At 65.6% G+C, this 14,309-nt stretch carries 17 protein-coding genes, 3 tRNA genes and 1 riboswitch; of the genes, 10 read left to right on the plus strand and 10 right to left on the minus strand.

All coding sequences use genetic code 11. From position 1 onward, the window contains the following. Positions 1-142 precede the first annotated feature (142 nt). The 4 genes from ACVOJ1_RS03050 to ACVOJ1_RS03065 are packed head-to-tail and all read left to right on the plus strand — an operon-like array spanning position 143 to position 1,900. The gene (locus ACVOJ1_RS03050) at positions 143-430 is read left to right on the plus strand and encodes a hypothetical protein (protein WP_346480003.1); all 288 of its coding nucleotides are present in this window, start codon (positions 143-145) and stop codon (positions 428-430) included. After that, complete coding sequence (locus ACVOJ1_RS03055) at positions 427-609, plus strand: hypothetical protein (RefSeq protein WP_346480004.1); 183 nt, start codon at positions 427-429, stop codon at positions 607-609. The genes ACVOJ1_RS03050 and ACVOJ1_RS03055 overlap by 4 nt, the downstream gene beginning before the upstream one ends. An 11-nt stretch (positions 610-620) precedes the next feature. Further along, positions 621-869: a DUF4224 domain-containing protein gene (locus ACVOJ1_RS03060; protein WP_346480005.1), complete on the plus strand. Its 249-nt coding sequence runs from the start codon at positions 621-623 to the stop codon at positions 867-869. Positions 870-871: 2 nt separating this feature from the next. Then, positions 872-1,900 (plus strand): tyrosine-type recombinase/integrase, encoded by a 1,029-nt coding sequence (locus tag ACVOJ1_RS03065; protein ID WP_346480045.1) that lies wholly within the window; start codon positions 872-874, stop codon positions 1,898-1,900. Positions 1,901-2,127: 227 nt separating this feature from the next. Here ACVOJ1_RS03065 and hemN read toward each other — a convergent pair whose 3' ends face one another. Beyond that, complete coding sequence (gene hemN / locus ACVOJ1_RS03070; protein WP_065181388.1) at positions 2,128-3,537, minus strand: oxygen-independent coproporphyrinogen III oxidase; 1,410 nt, start codon at positions 3,535-3,537, stop codon at positions 2,128-2,130. A 44-nt stretch (positions 3,538-3,581) separates the two neighbouring features. Continuing rightward, on the minus strand, positions 3,582-4,022 hold the full coding sequence (locus ACVOJ1_RS03075) for a group III truncated hemoglobin (protein ID WP_065175929.1): 441 nt from the start codon (positions 4,020-4,022) through the stop codon (positions 3,582-3,584). Positions 4,023-4,202: 180 nt separating this feature from the next. On the opposite strand from ACVOJ1_RS03075, the gene ACVOJ1_RS03080 reads away from it, so the two are divergent. Beyond that, positions 4,203-4,490 (plus strand): hypothetical protein, encoded by a 288-nt coding sequence (locus ACVOJ1_RS03080; protein ID WP_053520310.1) that lies wholly within the window; start codon positions 4,203-4,205, stop codon positions 4,488-4,490. Next, a complete protein-coding gene (locus ACVOJ1_RS03085) occupies positions 4,487-5,533 on the plus strand; it encodes a 4Fe-4S dicluster domain-containing protein (RefSeq protein WP_263177901.1) in 1,047 nt (348 codons plus the stop codon). The genes ACVOJ1_RS03080 and ACVOJ1_RS03085 overlap by 4 nt, the downstream gene beginning before the upstream one ends. 1 nt (position 5,534) lies before the next feature. Here ACVOJ1_RS03085 and ACVOJ1_RS03090 read toward each other — a convergent pair whose 3' ends face one another. Both ACVOJ1_RS03090 and ACVOJ1_RS03095 read right to left on the minus strand, forming a co-directional pair. After that, positions 5,535-5,771, minus strand: a complete 237-nt coding sequence (locus ACVOJ1_RS03090) for a hypothetical protein (RefSeq protein WP_010486041.1) — start codon at positions 5,769-5,771, stop codon at positions 5,535-5,537. Between the two features lie 349 nt (positions 5,772-6,120). Continuing rightward, entirely contained in the window at positions 6,121-6,330 is a 210-nt protein-coding gene (locus ACVOJ1_RS03095; protein ID WP_065175879.1) for a helix-turn-helix domain-containing protein, read from the minus strand. A gap of 111 nt (positions 6,331-6,441) precedes the next feature. Between ACVOJ1_RS03095 and ACVOJ1_RS03100 the strand changes: the two genes are divergently transcribed. Next, positions 6,442-6,843: a hypothetical protein gene (locus tag ACVOJ1_RS03100; protein ID WP_053520302.1), complete on the plus strand. Its 402-nt coding sequence runs from the start codon at positions 6,442-6,444 to the stop codon at positions 6,841-6,843. A 22-nt stretch (positions 6,844-6,865) separates the two neighbouring features. Then, positions 6,866-6,929, plus strand: a riboswitch (Fluoride riboswitch). An 81-nt stretch (positions 6,930-7,010) separates the two neighbouring features. Next, positions 7,011-7,403, plus strand: a complete 393-nt coding sequence (gene crcB / locus ACVOJ1_RS03105; RefSeq protein ID WP_053520303.1) for a fluoride efflux transporter CrcB — start codon at positions 7,011-7,013, stop codon at positions 7,401-7,403. Positions 7,404-7,407: 4 nt separating this feature from the next. Here the strand turns inward: crcB and ACVOJ1_RS03110 are convergent, their stop codons facing one another. Further along, on the minus strand, positions 7,408-8,241 hold the full coding sequence (locus tag ACVOJ1_RS03110; protein ID WP_065175878.1) for an AraC family transcriptional regulator: 834 nt from the start codon (positions 8,239-8,241) through the stop codon (positions 7,408-7,410). A 133-nt stretch (positions 8,242-8,374) separates the two neighbouring features. Between ACVOJ1_RS03110 and ACVOJ1_RS03115 the strand changes: the two genes are divergently transcribed. Together ACVOJ1_RS03115 and ACVOJ1_RS03120 are read left to right on the plus strand one after the other, a co-directional pair. After that, a complete protein-coding gene (locus tag ACVOJ1_RS03115; RefSeq protein WP_346480006.1) occupies positions 8,375-8,869 on the plus strand; it encodes a DUF6265 family protein in 495 nt (164 codons plus the stop codon). 73 nt (positions 8,870-8,942) lie between these two features. Further along, positions 8,943-10,022, plus strand: coding sequence for an alpha/beta hydrolase (locus tag ACVOJ1_RS03120; RefSeq protein ID WP_346480007.1), 1,080 nt, complete (start codon positions 8,943-8,945; stop codon positions 10,020-10,022). Here ACVOJ1_RS03120 and ACVOJ1_RS03125 read toward each other — a convergent pair. From ACVOJ1_RS03125 to ACVOJ1_RS03145, 5 genes are all read right to left on the minus strand, one after another. Beyond that, the gene (locus ACVOJ1_RS03125) at positions 10,019-10,288 is read right to left on the minus strand and encodes a hypothetical protein (protein ID WP_053520307.1); all 270 of its coding nucleotides are present in this window, start codon (positions 10,286-10,288) and stop codon (positions 10,019-10,021) included. The two genes, ACVOJ1_RS03120 and ACVOJ1_RS03125, sit on opposite strands and share 4 nt — an antisense overlap. A 189-nt stretch (positions 10,289-10,477) precedes the next feature. Further along, positions 10,478-10,551 (minus strand) — tRNA-Cys (locus tag ACVOJ1_RS03130). A gap of 67 nt (positions 10,552-10,618) precedes the next feature. Further along, a tRNA-Gly gene (locus ACVOJ1_RS03135) sits at positions 10,619-10,694 on the minus strand. A 155-nt stretch (positions 10,695-10,849) separates the two neighbouring features. Beyond that, positions 10,850-10,925 (minus strand) — tRNA-Gly (locus ACVOJ1_RS03140). A gap of 55 nt (positions 10,926-10,980) precedes the next feature. Beyond that, the gene (locus ACVOJ1_RS03145; protein WP_346480008.1) at positions 10,981-14,292 is read right to left on the minus strand and encodes a hypothetical protein; all 3,312 of its coding nucleotides are present in this window, start codon (positions 14,290-14,292) and stop codon (positions 10,981-10,983) included. Positions 14,293-14,309: the final 17 nt, after the last annotated feature.

A 14,309-nucleotide genomic window follows, 5' to 3' on the forward strand; every position in this document is an offset into this window, starting at 1 on the left:
CGCGGGTGTTCATCACGGAATGCCGTGCCCGCCGGAACGCCCACGGGTGGTGGTTCGCATTCAATGCTGCGCAGCGCGCACGCATGCGCGCTACTGCCCCACCCCCGCCGCCGGCGCTGCCGGCCCAACTGGATCTGTTCGCATGAACCTCTCACCGTCGATGGGACTCGGCGCGCGGGACTTCTCCGCCGACGCCTCGATGCCGCCGGTGGTCAAGGTCCGCAGGGTCAGGCACGACCTTGCTGGCTACGGCTACATGCGCTCGATCATGCTCTTCATGAAGTGGGCGCACGAGCAGGAGAAGTTCCCCACCACGGAAGAGGTCATCGCCCGTTTCCGAGTCAGCCGCGCAACTGCGTACCGGCTCACCAGCGCGCTTGCCGATACGTACGGGATCGACCCTGTCGGGCGACATAAGGGGCGCCGATGAAACCCCAGCTTTTCCCCCGCGAACCGCGCCGCATGAAGCAGCCGGCCAAGGACGTGTTGCGCGAGCAGCTGGTGGTCGCGGCCGATGAAGTGATCCGCCTGCGCGCAGAGGTTCTGCGCCTGCGCGATGCAGCAACCCAGGCCACCGAGCAGCTGCGCGCTGCGCTGGCAACGAACTGAAGGAGGACAACATGGCCAAGAAGAATAAGGCCGCCCCGGGCGCGGGGGCGCTGTGCCTGTCCCGGGAAACGATGCGGGAGCTGTGCGACACGCCGTACAAGGATCGTCAGATCGCGTTCCTGGTGCTGAACGGCATCCCTCATTTCAAGGGTCTGGACGGCTGGCCGCGCGTACTGTGGGCCACCCTCGAAGGGGATAGCAACGTGGAAACCGACAAGGCGACGGTTATCGCCGGCTGGAAATCGAACAAGGCGGCATGACGATGGGGCGGAAGCCGAACAAGCCGGGCGCGATTCCGCGGTTCCGGCCGCGCAAGCAGAAGTCGGGAGTGGTGCACTACTACTACGATCTGGGCGGGAAGCCGCGCAAGGAGCTGCCCCTGGGCAGCAACTACGCGCTGGCGATCAAGAAGTGGGCCGAGCTGGAAGGAACCCGCGAGGCCCAGGCCGTGGCGGTCATCACCTTCCGCCACGTGAGCGACGCCTACCGAAAGGAGGTCATAATCCACAAGGCTCCGCGGACCCAGATCGACAACGGCCACGAGCTGGCCAAGCTGCTGGAGTATTTTGACGACCCGCCGGCACCGCTGGACGCAATCCAGCCGGTGACGGTGCGGCAGTACCTGACCTGGCGCACGAAGGGCGGCAAGGGCATGGTGCGCGCCAACCGAGAGAAGGCGCTGCTCTCGCACATCTGGAACTTCGCCCGCGACAAGGGCTACACCTCCCTGCCCAACCCCTGCGCCGGCATCAAGGGCTTCAAGGAAACCGGGCGTGACGTCTACATCGAGGACGACCAGTACCAGGCGATCCGTGCGGCCGCCGACGTGGTCGTGCAGGACGCCATGGACCTTGCCTACCTGATCGGCCAGCGGCCGGCCGACGTGCTGTCGCTGACCGAGATGGACGTGCGAGATGGGGTCATCAACATCCGACAGGGAAAGACCAAGGCAAAGCTGCGCATCGCCGTCGAGGGCGAACTGGCCTCGCTGCTGGAGCGCCTGCGAGCGCGCAAGGCCGGGCATGCTGTCCGCAACACCCTGCTCATCGTCAGCGAGCGCGGGGAAGCGGTCAGCGTGACCAGCATGTCCAGGCGCTGGGCGAAGGCCTGCGAAATTGCCGGGATCGAGGGCGTTCAGTTCCGCGACCTGCGCGCGAAGGCAGCGACGGACAAGGCCGAGTCGTCAGGCGACATCCGCAAGGCACAGCAGCAGTTGGGCCACACCACGGTGTCGATGACCGAGCATTACACGCGCAAGCGCCGCGGTCAGAAGTCCACGCCGACGCGTTGAAAATCCGCTCCGCAACGGCATAGGCACGCTTGTGCGCCAATGGTTTCGAGGCGCCACGATTGCACTCATTGCGGAGCGGAAATCACCCTGAATCCCTTGTGGCACAAGGAATTCTGTGCGGACTTAAAATCCGCCGACCGCAAGGTCATGCCGGTTCGATTCCGGCTCCGGGCACCAGGGCTTTCGGGCAGAATGCGACACGCAGTGGCGTGAACCTCCCAACCACTTCAGATCGCGCGCGAATAGCGCGGCTGCTCGTGCGCTGCACGCAGATGGGGATCGAAGCACATCGCCAGCAGGCGCAGAAGCGGCCGGCCGCGTTCGCTGGCACGGACCACGCCATCGCGATACTCGACCAGGCCATCGTCCTGAAGCCGTTGCACGGCGCACAGGTCCTCGGCGAAGTAGTCGTCGAACACGATGCCGTGGCGATCGCCGAGCGCGCGTCCATCGACCTCTCCCTGGCACATCAGCTGCTGGATCAGGTCTGCGCGCAGCTGATCGTCGGCGCTGAGCGCCACGCCACGCCAGACCGGCAGCTGGCCCTGATCGACCGCACTCTCCCAGGACGGCAGGTCGCGTGGGTTCTGGCTGTAGGTCGCACCGATATGACTGATCGCGCTGACGCCGAGGCCCAGCAGGTCGGTATCGGCATGGGTGGTGTAGCCCATGAAGTTGCGATGCAGCTGGCCAGCGCGCTGGGCGCGCGAAAGATCCTCTTCCGGCAGCGCGAAATGATCCATGCCGATGTACTGATAGCCCGCTGCCGACAGCTGCTGCACGGCAAGTCCCAGCAGCGCAAGCTTGTCCTCCGGCGAGGGCAGCGCGCGCTCGTCGATCTGCCGCTGCGCGCGGAACAGATGCGGAAGGTGCGCGTAGCCATACACCGCCAATCGGTCCGGCCGCAGCGCCAGCACCTGCTCGAGGGTGCGGCCGAATCCTTCCTGGCTTTGTCCCGGTAGCCCGTAGATGAGATCCACGTTGACCGATCGCATGCCGCTGTCACGACAGGCATGCAGGATGTCCAGGGTCTGCTGCACCCCCTGCACACGGTTGATCGACGCCTGGACCGAGGGATCGAAGTCCTGCACGCCCAGGCTGGCGCGATTGAAGCCCAGCCGTGCCAGCATCGCCACGTCACGCGTTTCGATGAAGCGTGGATCAAGCTCGATCGAGAAATCGCGCTCGGCCGAGCAGCTGAAGTCAAAACGCCGGCGAAGGCCGTCGATCAGCGTGGTCATTGCCTCGGCATCCAGGAAATTCGGCGTTCCGCCCCCCAGGTGCAGCTGGATCACCTCACGGCCCTTCTGGAACTGCGGCGCCAGCAGATCGGCCTCGGCCAGGACCCGTGAGACGTAGCTGTGGCCACGGCTTCGATCACGGGTGATCACCCGGTTGCAGCCGCAGTAGAAGCACGGGCTGGAGCAGAACGGGACATGCACGTACAGCGACAGCGCGCGCGCCAGCACGTCGCTGTCCGCGATCGCCTGGCGCAGTGCGGGCGCGCCAAAACCATCGTGGAAGTGCGGAGCGGTCGGATACGAGGTGTAGCGCGGTCCGGGCCGGTCATGCCGGCGCAGCAGATCGGGGTCGAAGGTCCAGGCCAGGCCGCCGGCAGCGGGAGAGAACGTGTCCATGCCGCCAGCATCGCGCCGGACAGTCAGTGCCGCCTTGACCCAGATCAATCCCGCGCAGGAACGCCCAGCACCGGCAGCGCCACCTGCGGCCAGCGCAGCATCTGGTATCGGCGCCAGAACGTTTCCGCAATGCGCGCGGCCACATCATCGGCCAACGCCTGCATCGGTGGATTGCCGCATTCGGCGGTGGTGCGCCGGAACAGCGCGAGCCAGCGGTCGAACAGGTCCTTGTCCAGGGCGATGGCCATGTGCTTGGACATGGGCGATCCCTTGAAGCGACGCGTTCCCCTGAGCATTGCGGACCAGAAATCCACCAGTTGCGCCAGATGCCCGGGCCAATCGTGCACATGCGCGTCGAACACGGGGCCCAGACGCTCCTCCTCACGCACGCGTGCATAGAAGTCGTGGACCAGACGGGTCACGTCCTCTTCGGTACACAGCGCGGGCGAGGCGACAGGAGGGACGAGTGATGGCGTAGCGTTCATCAGAGGCACCAGGCGATTGCCGGCAGGGTGCGCCAACCGGCCGGCACCGCCGTTGATCCAGATCAATGTCGGCGCGCGTGGGCGCGCCTAGGCTGACATGCCTGCAGGAAACATGCCCTGCAGATGCTGCGCCAGCCATGGCGGAGTATACGCGCCGCCCCCTTCCCGACCCGCGACCGCATGAATACACCCACTTCGTCCCCGCGTCAGCGCCTGATCCAGCATTGGGGCGCCATCCTCTGGCCCAGTTTCATCGCCGCCGGGCTGGCCAGCGTGGTGTTCTTCGCTTTCGTCGACCCGTTGCGCCTTCAGGCCATCAGTTTTCCGGGCACGGCGATCAGTCGCGAACTCGGCTACACGGTCGGCTTCTTCATGTTCTGGGCGGTGACGGCGCTGTCCAGCGCGATCACCGGATATCTGCTGCGGCCGATGCCGGCAGACGCAGATGATGAGCTGCCTCTGGGATGAACGCACTACGGCCCCCTTCCCCACCGTGGCGATGGCGTGGCGCACTGCGGCTCGGTGTGCTGGTTGGCTTCCTTGGGCTGCCCTGGTTGCGCTGGGACGGCCGCCAGGCGCTGCTGCTGGACCTGGACGCACGTCGCTTCGACCTGTTCGGCTGGACCCTGTGGCCCGACGACGTTGGCCTGCTGCTGGGCCTGCTGCTGGCGCTGGCGATGGCACTGGCGCTGTTGACCCACCTCGCCGGCCGCATCTGGTGTGGCCATGCCTGCCCGCAGACCGTGTGGAGCTACGCCTTCAGCCTGATCGACAGCTTTCTTGCCCAACGCCTGCCACGCGCCTTGGCGCGTCCTGCCACGCAGGCTGCATGGTTACTGCTGTCGCTATGGACCGGCATCACCTTCGTGGGATTGTTCAGCCCGATCACCGGCCTCGTCACCGCCAGTGTCCAGGGCGGCTGGAGTGGCTGGGAAACCTTCTGGGTGCTGTTCTACGCGGCAGCCACATGGGGCAACGCCGGCTTCCTGCGGGAGCAGGTCTGCCGTTCGCTGTGCCCCTTCGCGCGCGCGCAGCCATTGCTGGTCGACCCCCAGACCCCCCGGATGCTGTATGACGCGCGCCGCGGCGAACCCCGCGGGCCCCGGCCCGCTGGCCTTGGCGGCGTGATCGGCCGCGGTCGCGGCCTGCTCGATCCGACCTCCGCGCAGGACTACGTGTTCCGCGCCGCGCACCCATGGCTGGCCGGCCCCATGCCCACCTTCAGCGCCGACCGCCTCGGCGACTGCACCGATTGCGCGGCCTGTCTCCACGCCTGCCCGATGCAGCTCGACATCCGCCAGGGCCCGCAGGCCGACTGCCTGGCGTGCGGCGCCTGCCTGGATGCCTGCGAGCAGCAACAGTCCCGGGCCGGTTTCGGCCCGGGACTGATCCGCTACTGCAGCCCGCAGACGATGGCAGGGCAGCCGCGGCGCGGGTGGCGACCGCGAACCGTGGTCCTGGCATCGTTGCTGCTGGTGCTGCTGAGCGCTGGCGCCTGGCACCTGCTCTGAATCAGCGCGCCCCGTTGGCGTGCGGAGGCACCAGCTGGGCACGCCGTACGATTCCGAGCTGCTCGATGATCAGCGCCATTTCATTGGTCACTTCCGTGCGCTCGGTCCCCTGCGGGACCAAGCGGTCCAGCACCTGCTGGTACGTGTCCCAGAAGGCAGGGCCGCATCCGTGTTTGTGATAGCTGGCTTCCAGTTCGCGGCGTACCCGTTCAGCCAAGCCATGCATGCCGTATTCCATACGACCTCCGTTGGACTTGTCCTGCATCGTTGACGGTCTACCGACTCACTTGCGTGCTGAAAGACTCCCGGGCTTCACGACCGGTTGACCTCAATTAGTCACAGATTTCACGACAGGTCAATTACATGCGGCGACTTTTTCGATTGAAATTATTAATCGTTCACATAACGGTCTGTGATCGGCACAGGCAAAAGAAGGGGCCGATCCCGACGCCGTGGTGCGTCCGTCACCAGGGCAGCCTCGTGGCGCGATCAATCGCAACGCGGGTTTCGATCAATTTTCCCTATATTGATAAGCATGCTTAACACATACCGCAAAGCGTGCTAAATACGACACTTGCAGACGCAACCTAGCTTGATTCGTCTTCAGAGGCCTCAGCCCAAGGGAACAGGTCGGGATGGCGCTGGTGGAGGATGAACTGTCGCAATGGAGGAATGGGCGCTTCCTGGGGCCATTGCGACACAGCGGATCGCGTTATGCCAAAGAACTGCGCCAGCTCGGCGTCGGTCTGGAATCCCAGGCGCGCGCGCACCTGCCGTTTGCTCCAGAAATCGGTCATGGTCGGTCCTGTCGTTAACCAGACTTATTCTTGCGGCAAGGATTCTTTCGCTTCCACGCGTTAAGCTGGCTTGCATAGATGAATACTCTCGGCCAACGACTCGCCATTGCCATGAAGAAAGCCGGGCACCCACGCCCGGCCGATCTGGCCCGCGCCGCCGCTTCAACGACGGCGACCATCAGCAACTGGCTCAACGACCACGTCAGCCCCTCACATGTGAAGGCCGAACAGCTGTTCCGGATCGCCGACGCAGCCAAGCTGGATGCACGCGAACTGCTGTACGGCATCCATGGGCGGGGCGTCGGCGAACGCACCAGCTATTACATGCCCAGCGAAGCGCACCTGGATGTCTGGCAGGATGCCTATGAACTGGTGAGCGTGCTGGTCGCCGAGAAGGGCCTGGAGATCGACCACCGGCGCCACGCGGCACTGGATCTGCTGGCATTCGAACTGTTGATGGATGGCGTCAGCCGCAGCAGGGTGGCGCGCGTGGTGATGACCTCCCTGCCCTGACCGGGTCGGCGCTGGTAGCATGGGGACCGATGGGGATGGGGCTCCCCCGATAACCGCCAGGCATGGCTGATGGCTCCTGCTGTGACGAACCGGGCGTTCGTCGATGGCAGGCCGTGCCCGCCATCGCGTTCGCCTCCGCATCTGCGAACACGTACTCGAGGCCCGCCATGCAAGCACTGAACAATTACGTCCTGGTCTTCCTGGGAGGCGGCGCCGGCGCCTGCCTGCGCCATGCCTGCAACCTGATCGGCACGCGGTTCGCCGTCGGCAGTCCATGGCCCTGGTCCACCTTCCTGGTCAACATCAGCGGCGCCCTGCTGATGGGGGCGGTCGTCGAGGCCTTCGCCCTGCGCAACGGCGCATCGCCGCAGCTGCGGCTGCTGCTGACCACGGGCATCCTGGGGGGCTACACCACCTTCTCCACCTATTCGCTGGAGATCGGCCTGCTGCTGCAACGGGGGCAGCACGGACTGGCCGCGCTGTATGCAGGGGGATCGATCGCACTGGGACTGGCCGGCCTGTTCGTGGGCATGAAGCTGGCCCGCCTGGCGCTGGGCTGAACGCTCAGGCTGCCGAGGTCCGCACCTGCCCCCGCCACTGCCGGGGCGATTGCCCGGTGTGCGCCTTGAACGCACGCGAAAGCGCCGCTTCACTGCCGTAGCCCACCTCGTCGGCAATCCGTTTCAGCGGTCGGCCCTGCCGCAGGGCCTGCTGCGCCAGGCCTACGCGCCAGCCCTGCAGGTACTGGCCGGGGGTGGTGCCCATCGCCTCACGGAAGCTCGCCGCGAATACGCTGCGCGACATTCCTGCGACGTCGGCGAGGTCTTCCAGCGTCCATGCCTGCGACGGCGCCTCGTGCATCGCGACCAATGCCAGACGCAGGCGCGGATGACCGAGGCCAGCAAACAGACCGCCGCGCATCTCACCGCCTTCCATCAGCTGCCGCAGCACCTGGATCATCACCACCTCGAACAGACGATTGACCATTGCCGCACGGCCACAACGCTGCTCGAACGCCTCCTCGAACAGCATTTCCAGCACCGCATCGCTGCCGTGCAGGTCCGCCAGTGGCAGGCAGATGAAATCAGGCAATGCGGCACTGATCGGATTGAGCCGGCCGCCTTCGAAATGCAGGTTGGCGCAGGCCATGTCGGCGCCGAGGTGCGGGTCGGTCTGGAAACGGTGGGGCATCGGCCTCGGGTACAGCAGCAGGCTGGGCACCTCGACCTGCACGGTCTGTTGTCCATGGCTGACCTGCACCGGTCCACGCCGTACCAGATGCAGCTGGCCGGCTTCGTCCTCCCCCTCCAGGCTGTTGATGCCGCACAGTGCACCGGCGTGGAAGACCGACGCAGTGACCGCGAAACGCTCAAGCAGGACGGCGAGGCGATCCACCATGTCGGACTCCAGGGCAAGCAGAAGGGGGAGGAACCTGCAGATCGTATCGAATTCGGCGTCATTGTGTGCGGCGCTGGCCGCCGGCGCTGCGCGGCGCTATACAGGGGCCACCGTCCCGCGCATGGAGCCCACGATGTCGAACCGGATCGCCCGCGCCGTGTTGCCTCTGCTGCTTTTCGCCGCCCATGCGCACGCCGCTGCAACCGCAGACATTGAACAGCTCGGCTGGCTCTCCGGCTGCTGGCAGCTGGACGGGCAGCCACCTGGAGCCGGTGAGCAGTGGTCCACCGTGGCCGGCGGAACGATGTTCGGCAGCAGCCGCAGCCTGCGCGACGGGCGCACCGTGGGTTTCGAGTTCATGCAGCTGCGCCAGCACGACGATGGGCGGCTGGTGTTCACCGCGCTGCCCTCCGGCCGCAACGCTACTGATTTCAGTGCCGTCCGGGTGGAGGCCGACGAGGTCGTCTTCGAGAATCCGGCCAATGATTTCCCGCAACGGATCACCTATCGCCGCATCGCTGGGCAGCGCCTGCACGCACGTATCGAGATCGCACAGGACGATCCGGCAAAGGCCATGGATTTTCCGATGCACCGCGTCGCCTGCGGCGGGCCGGTGATTGCCCCCTGACCTGACGCATTGCAGCGGGCACGGCACCGCGGCCGGTTCTATGCTCGGCGTATCACCTGCCCGGATGAACACGATGCGTGCCCTTCTCCGACTGACCCTGGCACTGGCCCTGGCGTTGCCTTCCATGCCGCTGCTCGCGGCGCCGCCCGCCCCGCCACGCATGCTCAGTGGCGAGCTGCAGGGTGCGCCGTGGCGCCTGGACATCCCTGCGGACTGGAACGGCGATCTGGTGATGCTGGCGCACGGTTACGAGCCGGTGGGCACGCCACGCGAATCGCCGATGGCCGCCAACGAGGCGACCGCACCTCTGCTGGCGGCCGGCTACGCGGTCGCACAGAGCGCCTACGCGAGCCAGGGGTGGGCGGTGGCCGATGCCATCAACGATGTGGAACGCCTGCGTCAGCACACGCTGGCCGGTTTGAAGGGCGTGCGCAATACCTGGCTGCTCGGTTTTTCGATGGGCGGTGCGGTGACCGTGGCGAGTCTCGAACGGCATCCGGCCCACTACGCCGGTGGTGTTTCGCTATGCGGCGCCAACCTGTCAGGCGAGCAGCTGGCCGGCGACCTGCTCACCACCGTGGTCGCGTTCGACTACTTCTTCCCGCATGCCGAAGGACTGCCTGCTGCTGGCCTGGCATCCAGCGAAGCCGCTTCGGTACCACAGGGCGAGCTGTACCAAGGCATCGTCAACGCCCTGCAACGCGCGCCGCACTCCGCTGCACTGCTGGCCGCACAACTGCAGGTCGCATCCGATGCGCTGCCCGGAACGATCAGCCTGCACGCGCTGGTCCTGCACGAACTGGCCAAGCGCAGTGGAGGCATGCCAGTCGGCAACATCGGCGTCGTCTATCGTGGATTCGGCGATGACGTCGCGTTCAATGCAGGGGTGCAGCGCATCGCTGCCGTTCCCGCAGCACAGGCGCGTGTGCGCGAAACACTCGGATTGACCGGGGCGCTGAAGCGGCCGCTGGTGATCCAGTTCAACAACGACGATCCCACCATCGCACCGCGCATGCAGGAGCGCTACCCGCAACTGGCCGCGCACGCGGGTGCGACGCCGTTGCCGCGCGTACTGCCCGCAGCAGGCACGGGCCACTGTGGCTTCTCCGGAGAACAGGTGGTCGCGGCCCTGAAGGCCGCCGCGATGCGCTAGCCGCCCAGCGTGCCCATGGTGAAGGTGTAGCCGCTGCTCATCAGGAACTCACGCATGCGCATCTCGGCACGACGCGGCGATGCCAGGTTGGCAGGCCCGTACAGCGCGTAGACCACACCTGCCCCCTCGATGGCCTCGCGCCGGACCCCGCAGTGGCGGGTTTCCGAAGCGGTGCTCCAGCCATCGCGCAGGCGCTCCGGTCCGATCGATTGTCCGTTCATCAGCCGGAATGTCAGCCAGCGTACTTCCGTTGTGGGTTTGCTCATTGCCGATCCACCGCCTGTCCGCCACGCGCCATAGTCTCCCTGCCTGCCATTGCCGCGCCCGAAGGCCTCTGCACTGACCATACCCCCTTCCCATGTCGTAGGCGGCTGAGACTGGGACGTCAGGCACGTTTGGCAGCGCAGGATGACGGCGCAAAAAAAAAGCCCTGACCGAAGTCAGGGCTTTTCAATTGGAGGCCTCAAGCGGAATCGAACCGCTGTAAACGGATTTGCAATCCGGTGCATAGCCACTCTGCCATGAGGCCAACGTACTGCGCGCCAGGAATGGAGCCCCTGACATGACAAAACCCCGCGATGGGGCCTGTCGGAACATGGAGCGGGAAACGAGACTCGAACTCGCGACCTCAACCTTGGCAAGGTTGCGCTCTACCAACTGAGCTATTCCCGCATAGGCTGTCATGATACCGGAAGCCCGGAACTCACACCAGCGATTTCACACCTTATTTCACTTTTCTGACTGCGCGAAAAGCCTTGTGGCTCAACGGGCCCCGCCTTGCCAAGGGCGGGAGAAAAACAAGGCCCCAACCGGGGCCCTGTAGAATCTGGAGCGGGAAACGAGACTCGAACTCGCGACCTCAACCTTGGCAAGGTTGCGCTCTACCAACTGAGCTATTCCCGCAGATTCTTCGACCTGCGTCGAAGGAGCGCCATTGTGTCGAAGTTCCTTCACGCCGTCAACCGTCTTCCGATGGCGTGCGACGCGTGGCTTGGTCCACCGGGGCCCGCTGCCAGATCGCATACAGCGTTCCGACGATCTCCATTCCCTGCTCGAATGCCGAGAATCTGGCCTTCACCTTGCGGGGGCGGCGGCGCAGGTCGTCGCTGGCCATCAGCTCGCCAGACCGGTCGGCAGACGCCGCTTGGGCCTTCTGCAGGTACTGCTTCTCGAGGTACTTCTCGATCCCGGGAAGGTTCGACAACAGATGCGCCCCGTTGTGCCAGGGCATCAGTACCGCAACCAGGTCGTTGCGTTCTGCGATCTGGATGGCGATGTCCAGGAAGGACTCCACGATGGACCGGAGACAATGCGTCGCAAGCATGTCTTCCATGGGATTGATCGCGCGGATGATGAGGCAGCTCCCGGAAGCGTGCAGGGACGGCACGACCTCGATGTTCACCATGGCCATGCCCGCCAATCGTCGCTGCCTCGGATCGAATACGACCAGGTGGGCGTGGCGCGCCTCCTGCCACATCGCAACGCGATCGCGTGAGCATAGATTGGCGGCATGCTTGGCGAAGTACGCCGCCGGGTGCTTGGTCAACGTCGCATGCAGATGCGTGCACGATCCGGAAGGGTCCGGGCGGCCATACCTGCCCTTCTCGCGCTTCACCCAGCGCACGCACACATCCAGAACGTTCTTGCGCATCTGCGCGAAGGCCTGATCCAGTGACATGACCGGTACCGTGCTGTCAGCGGACGGCGATGGCGGCAGCAGCCGCTGCAGCAGCTGCCTGGCGTCATCGGGAGCGAGGCTATGCAGAAAACGCTGAGCATGTTCGTCGAGGGCATCCGGCAATGCGCTGTTGAACAACCGATCCAGCTGCTCCAGGTACGCGCTGGTCTGCGCACCGTCCTCCGGCATGCTGGCGACCTCGCTGAAGGTGCTGCGCCGCCACTGGAGGATCTCCGGATCATTGCCTGCGGCAGCCAGCAGCAGGCCGAGATGGGCGGAGACCGACCACGGATCCCGCGCGGGATCCAGCAACCGCTTCGATCGCAGGTCACGGAACGTTCGCGGCCCCTCATCCGGGCCGTGCTGGAACCGCGTCGCATGTTCGCTGGCGCGTTTCAGTGCCAGCAGGCCGCTGCGCTCCAGCACGCCTGTGCGTTTTCTGATCGAGCGTTGCCAGGCCATCGGATGGAACGGCTCCAGCCTCCATCCATCCAGGTGCGACTGGAATCCGCGTGCCGCCGCCCAACTTCCACGAACGACATCGACGGACGTGCGGTAGACCATCGAAATGAGCTCCGCATCCACCTCGTCCAGCTCGGCTGACGTTGCTCCCTGCCCGGCCAGCAACTGCTCGACCGCGGGCTGTAACCGGGCCAGCCTGTCCTGCAGTGCTTTCATCGACGTTCCGCCTGCGCGAAGGACCGATGCGAGCAGAAGTCCGCCGGTTCCTTCCAGCATCGCGGGCAACTGCGGCAGGAGGCGCGCCATCTCTTCGCGACGCCGCGTGGCCAGCGCATCGTAGTAGCGCGCCATGGCATCTGCATCGACGTTTCTCTGCGGGCGCGGAACCACCTGGTGTGCCCGTCGTTCGACCACCTCCAGGACGCATCGATGGTTCTGCATCATGAAGCCGAAGTTGTGGCGCTGGAAGGCGTCATCCGCCAGCAGCCGACACAGTTCGGGATCGCTGCCGCCCCACCAGGTCACCCCGTGCAGGCCCCGGGTAGCGAAGTACCAGTCGCGCAGCGCTTTTACCGAATCCAGGCCTTTGTCTTCAACCAGGTAACGCAGCAGTCCCGGACCGAGGGACGCCAGCACTTCCAGCTTCCGCAGCTCTGCAAAATCAGCAGGCGCAATGGCCGAATGCAGGTACTGGAATGCGTCCAGGCTCCCCTGTGCAAGCATTCGACCCACCCATTCGACCAGGACATCGACGTCCATGCCCGCTGTGCGCCCCGCAATGAGGGTCAACCACGCGTCCAGGCGATCGGCGTCACCGACGCGATAGCAGGCCTGGAACGCAACAACGTGGCCCGCTGCACCGAGATCATGGCGAACCAGCACCTGCAGGAATCGATCCAGCCGGTCGGGCCGTCGCAGATACTGGCCGCAGGCGCCCAACTGCGTGAAGTCGAGGCAATGAGGTGCTGCCAGGAGAAGGTCGATGGCGGCCTCCACATCTTCGGCCGGGGCATCATCGCTCAGCTCGGCCAGCAACCGACAGCAAGTGGCAAGTGCATCAAGGCCTGCACCACGTGCGATCAGATGATGGGCGATCCAGTCAGGGGGTGGAGCATGAAACCCCAGGTAGCCGCGCAGCGTGTGGATATCTGCCGGTGTGCATGCGCCGGCTGCCCCCAGCACCCAGGCCCACGTCTTCGTCGGCGTGCGCCACAACAGATAACGTGCAGAATCGAATACCTCGTGCACCGGCGCAATGCCGGCACCGGCCAGCAGTGTCAGATTCGCGGCCAGACGCGCCGCATCAGATTCTTCCAGGTCGACATCATGAAGGCGCGCCAGGTGCGGCCGCGCAACGCCCGCAAGCATCAGCTGGCGCACAACGGAACGCACCGGCTCGCGCTGCGTTCGCCGCGGCCGCCAGCCGACGCTCCATGCCCTGTGCGCGGTGTGCGCGAACTGCAGCCACTGCAGCTCTTCCTTGTGCTGGATGATGCCTTCATCCACCATCCACCGCGCAAACCATCCAGGCGCTTCAGACCGTCCAGCGCACCGGTCGAGGTCCGTCAGCCGACGGAGGCCCAGGCGATGGGCAGCGATGAGCCAGCCGGCATCCCGCAGCTGCAGCGCCCGCAGTTCTTCCCACGACGTGGCTTCGAAGCGGCGCAGGGCGATGTCCAGGCTGCGGCTGTACATGCGTGCTTCCGCATGCAGGAACAGCCGTGCGTGGAACTGGCAGTACACGTACTGGCGGCCCTCGAACGTCCGGATCCGCGACAGCGCGTGTCGCACGTACCTGAGCACCCACGGGAACGGCATGAACACCTGCACCAGAAGCGGCCACCCGCGGCCCTTGCCAGGATGCAGCGCGATGTCCGCCGGAATGCCCAGCGCACGGCGCGCCATGTCTTCCTCGGTGACCACAGTCGGGTCTTGCCCGCGCAGCGCATCGGCCACTGCGATGCGGAAGCCACGGATGCGGTTGCGCGGTGCTTCGGGCCGGTCATCCGTCCGCTCATCGTCGATGTCGTCGTGGAACGCACCCGCGGATCGTCCCCGGCAACCCTCCAGCATCCGATCACGGTACGCCCGGTAGGCGGTCTGCCCACCGTCCTGCCTCGTTTCGTGCACAGCCTCCATCTGCCAGC

It is taken from the genome of Stenotrophomonas sp. STEN225, from assembly GCF_056756445.1.

What these genes read in the sequence shown, in the direction of transcription:
- ACVOJ1_RS03075 (WP_065175929.1), bottom strand. Translation starts at nt 4,022, where the DNA reads ATGAACGCTACGCCATCACTCGTCCCTCCTGTCGCCTCGCCCGCGCTG.
- ACVOJ1_RS03085 (WP_263177901.1), top strand. Translation starts at nt 4,487, where the DNA reads ATGAACGCACTACGGCCCCCTTCCCCACCGTGGCGATGGCGTGGCGCA.
- crcB (WP_053520303.1), top strand. Translation starts at nt 7,011, where the DNA reads ATGCAAGCACTGAACAATTACGTCCTGGTCTTCCTGGGAGGCGGCGCC.
- ACVOJ1_RS03090 (WP_010486041.1), bottom strand. Translation starts at nt 5,771, where the DNA reads ATGGAATACGGCATGCATGGCTTGGCTGAACGGGTACGCCGCGAACTG.
- ACVOJ1_RS03050 (WP_346480003.1), top strand. Translation starts at nt 143, where the DNA reads ATGAACCTCTCACCGTCGATGGGACTCGGCGCGCGGGACTTCTCCGCC.
- ACVOJ1_RS03095 (WP_065175879.1), bottom strand. Translation starts at nt 6,330, where the DNA reads ATGACCGATTTCTGGAGCAAACGGCAGGTGCGCGCGCGCCTGGGATTC.
- ACVOJ1_RS03125 (WP_053520307.1), bottom strand. Translation starts at nt 10,288, where the DNA reads ATGAGCAAACCCACAACGGAAGTACGCTGGCTGACATTCCGGCTGATG.
- ACVOJ1_RS03055 (WP_346480004.1), top strand. Translation starts at nt 427, where the DNA reads ATGAAACCCCAGCTTTTCCCCCGCGAACCGCGCCGCATGAAGCAGCCG.
- hemN (WP_065181388.1), bottom strand. Translation starts at nt 3,537, where the DNA reads ATGGACACGTTCTCTCCCGCTGCCGGCGGCCTGGCCTGGACCTTCGAC.
- ACVOJ1_RS03080 (WP_053520310.1), top strand. Translation starts at nt 4,203, where the DNA reads ATGAATACACCCACTTCGTCCCCGCGTCAGCGCCTGATCCAGCATTGG.
- ACVOJ1_RS03100 (WP_053520302.1), top strand. Translation starts at nt 6,442, where the DNA reads ATGAAGAAAGCCGGGCACCCACGCCCGGCCGATCTGGCCCGCGCCGCC.
- ACVOJ1_RS03110 (WP_065175878.1), bottom strand. Translation starts at nt 8,241, where the DNA reads ATGGTGGATCGCCTCGCCGTCCTGCTTGAGCGTTTCGCGGTCACTGCG.
- ACVOJ1_RS03120 (WP_346480007.1), top strand. Translation starts at nt 8,943, where the DNA reads ATGCGTGCCCTTCTCCGACTGACCCTGGCACTGGCCCTGGCGTTGCCT.
- ACVOJ1_RS03065 (WP_346480045.1), top strand. Translation starts at nt 872, where the DNA reads ATGGGGCGGAAGCCGAACAAGCCGGGCGCGATTCCGCGGTTCCGGCCG.
- ACVOJ1_RS03060 (WP_346480005.1), top strand. Translation starts at nt 621, where the DNA reads ATGGCCAAGAAGAATAAGGCCGCCCCGGGCGCGGGGGCGCTGTGCCTG.
- ACVOJ1_RS03115 (WP_346480006.1), top strand. Translation starts at nt 8,375, where the DNA reads ATGTCGAACCGGATCGCCCGCGCCGTGTTGCCTCTGCTGCTTTTCGCC.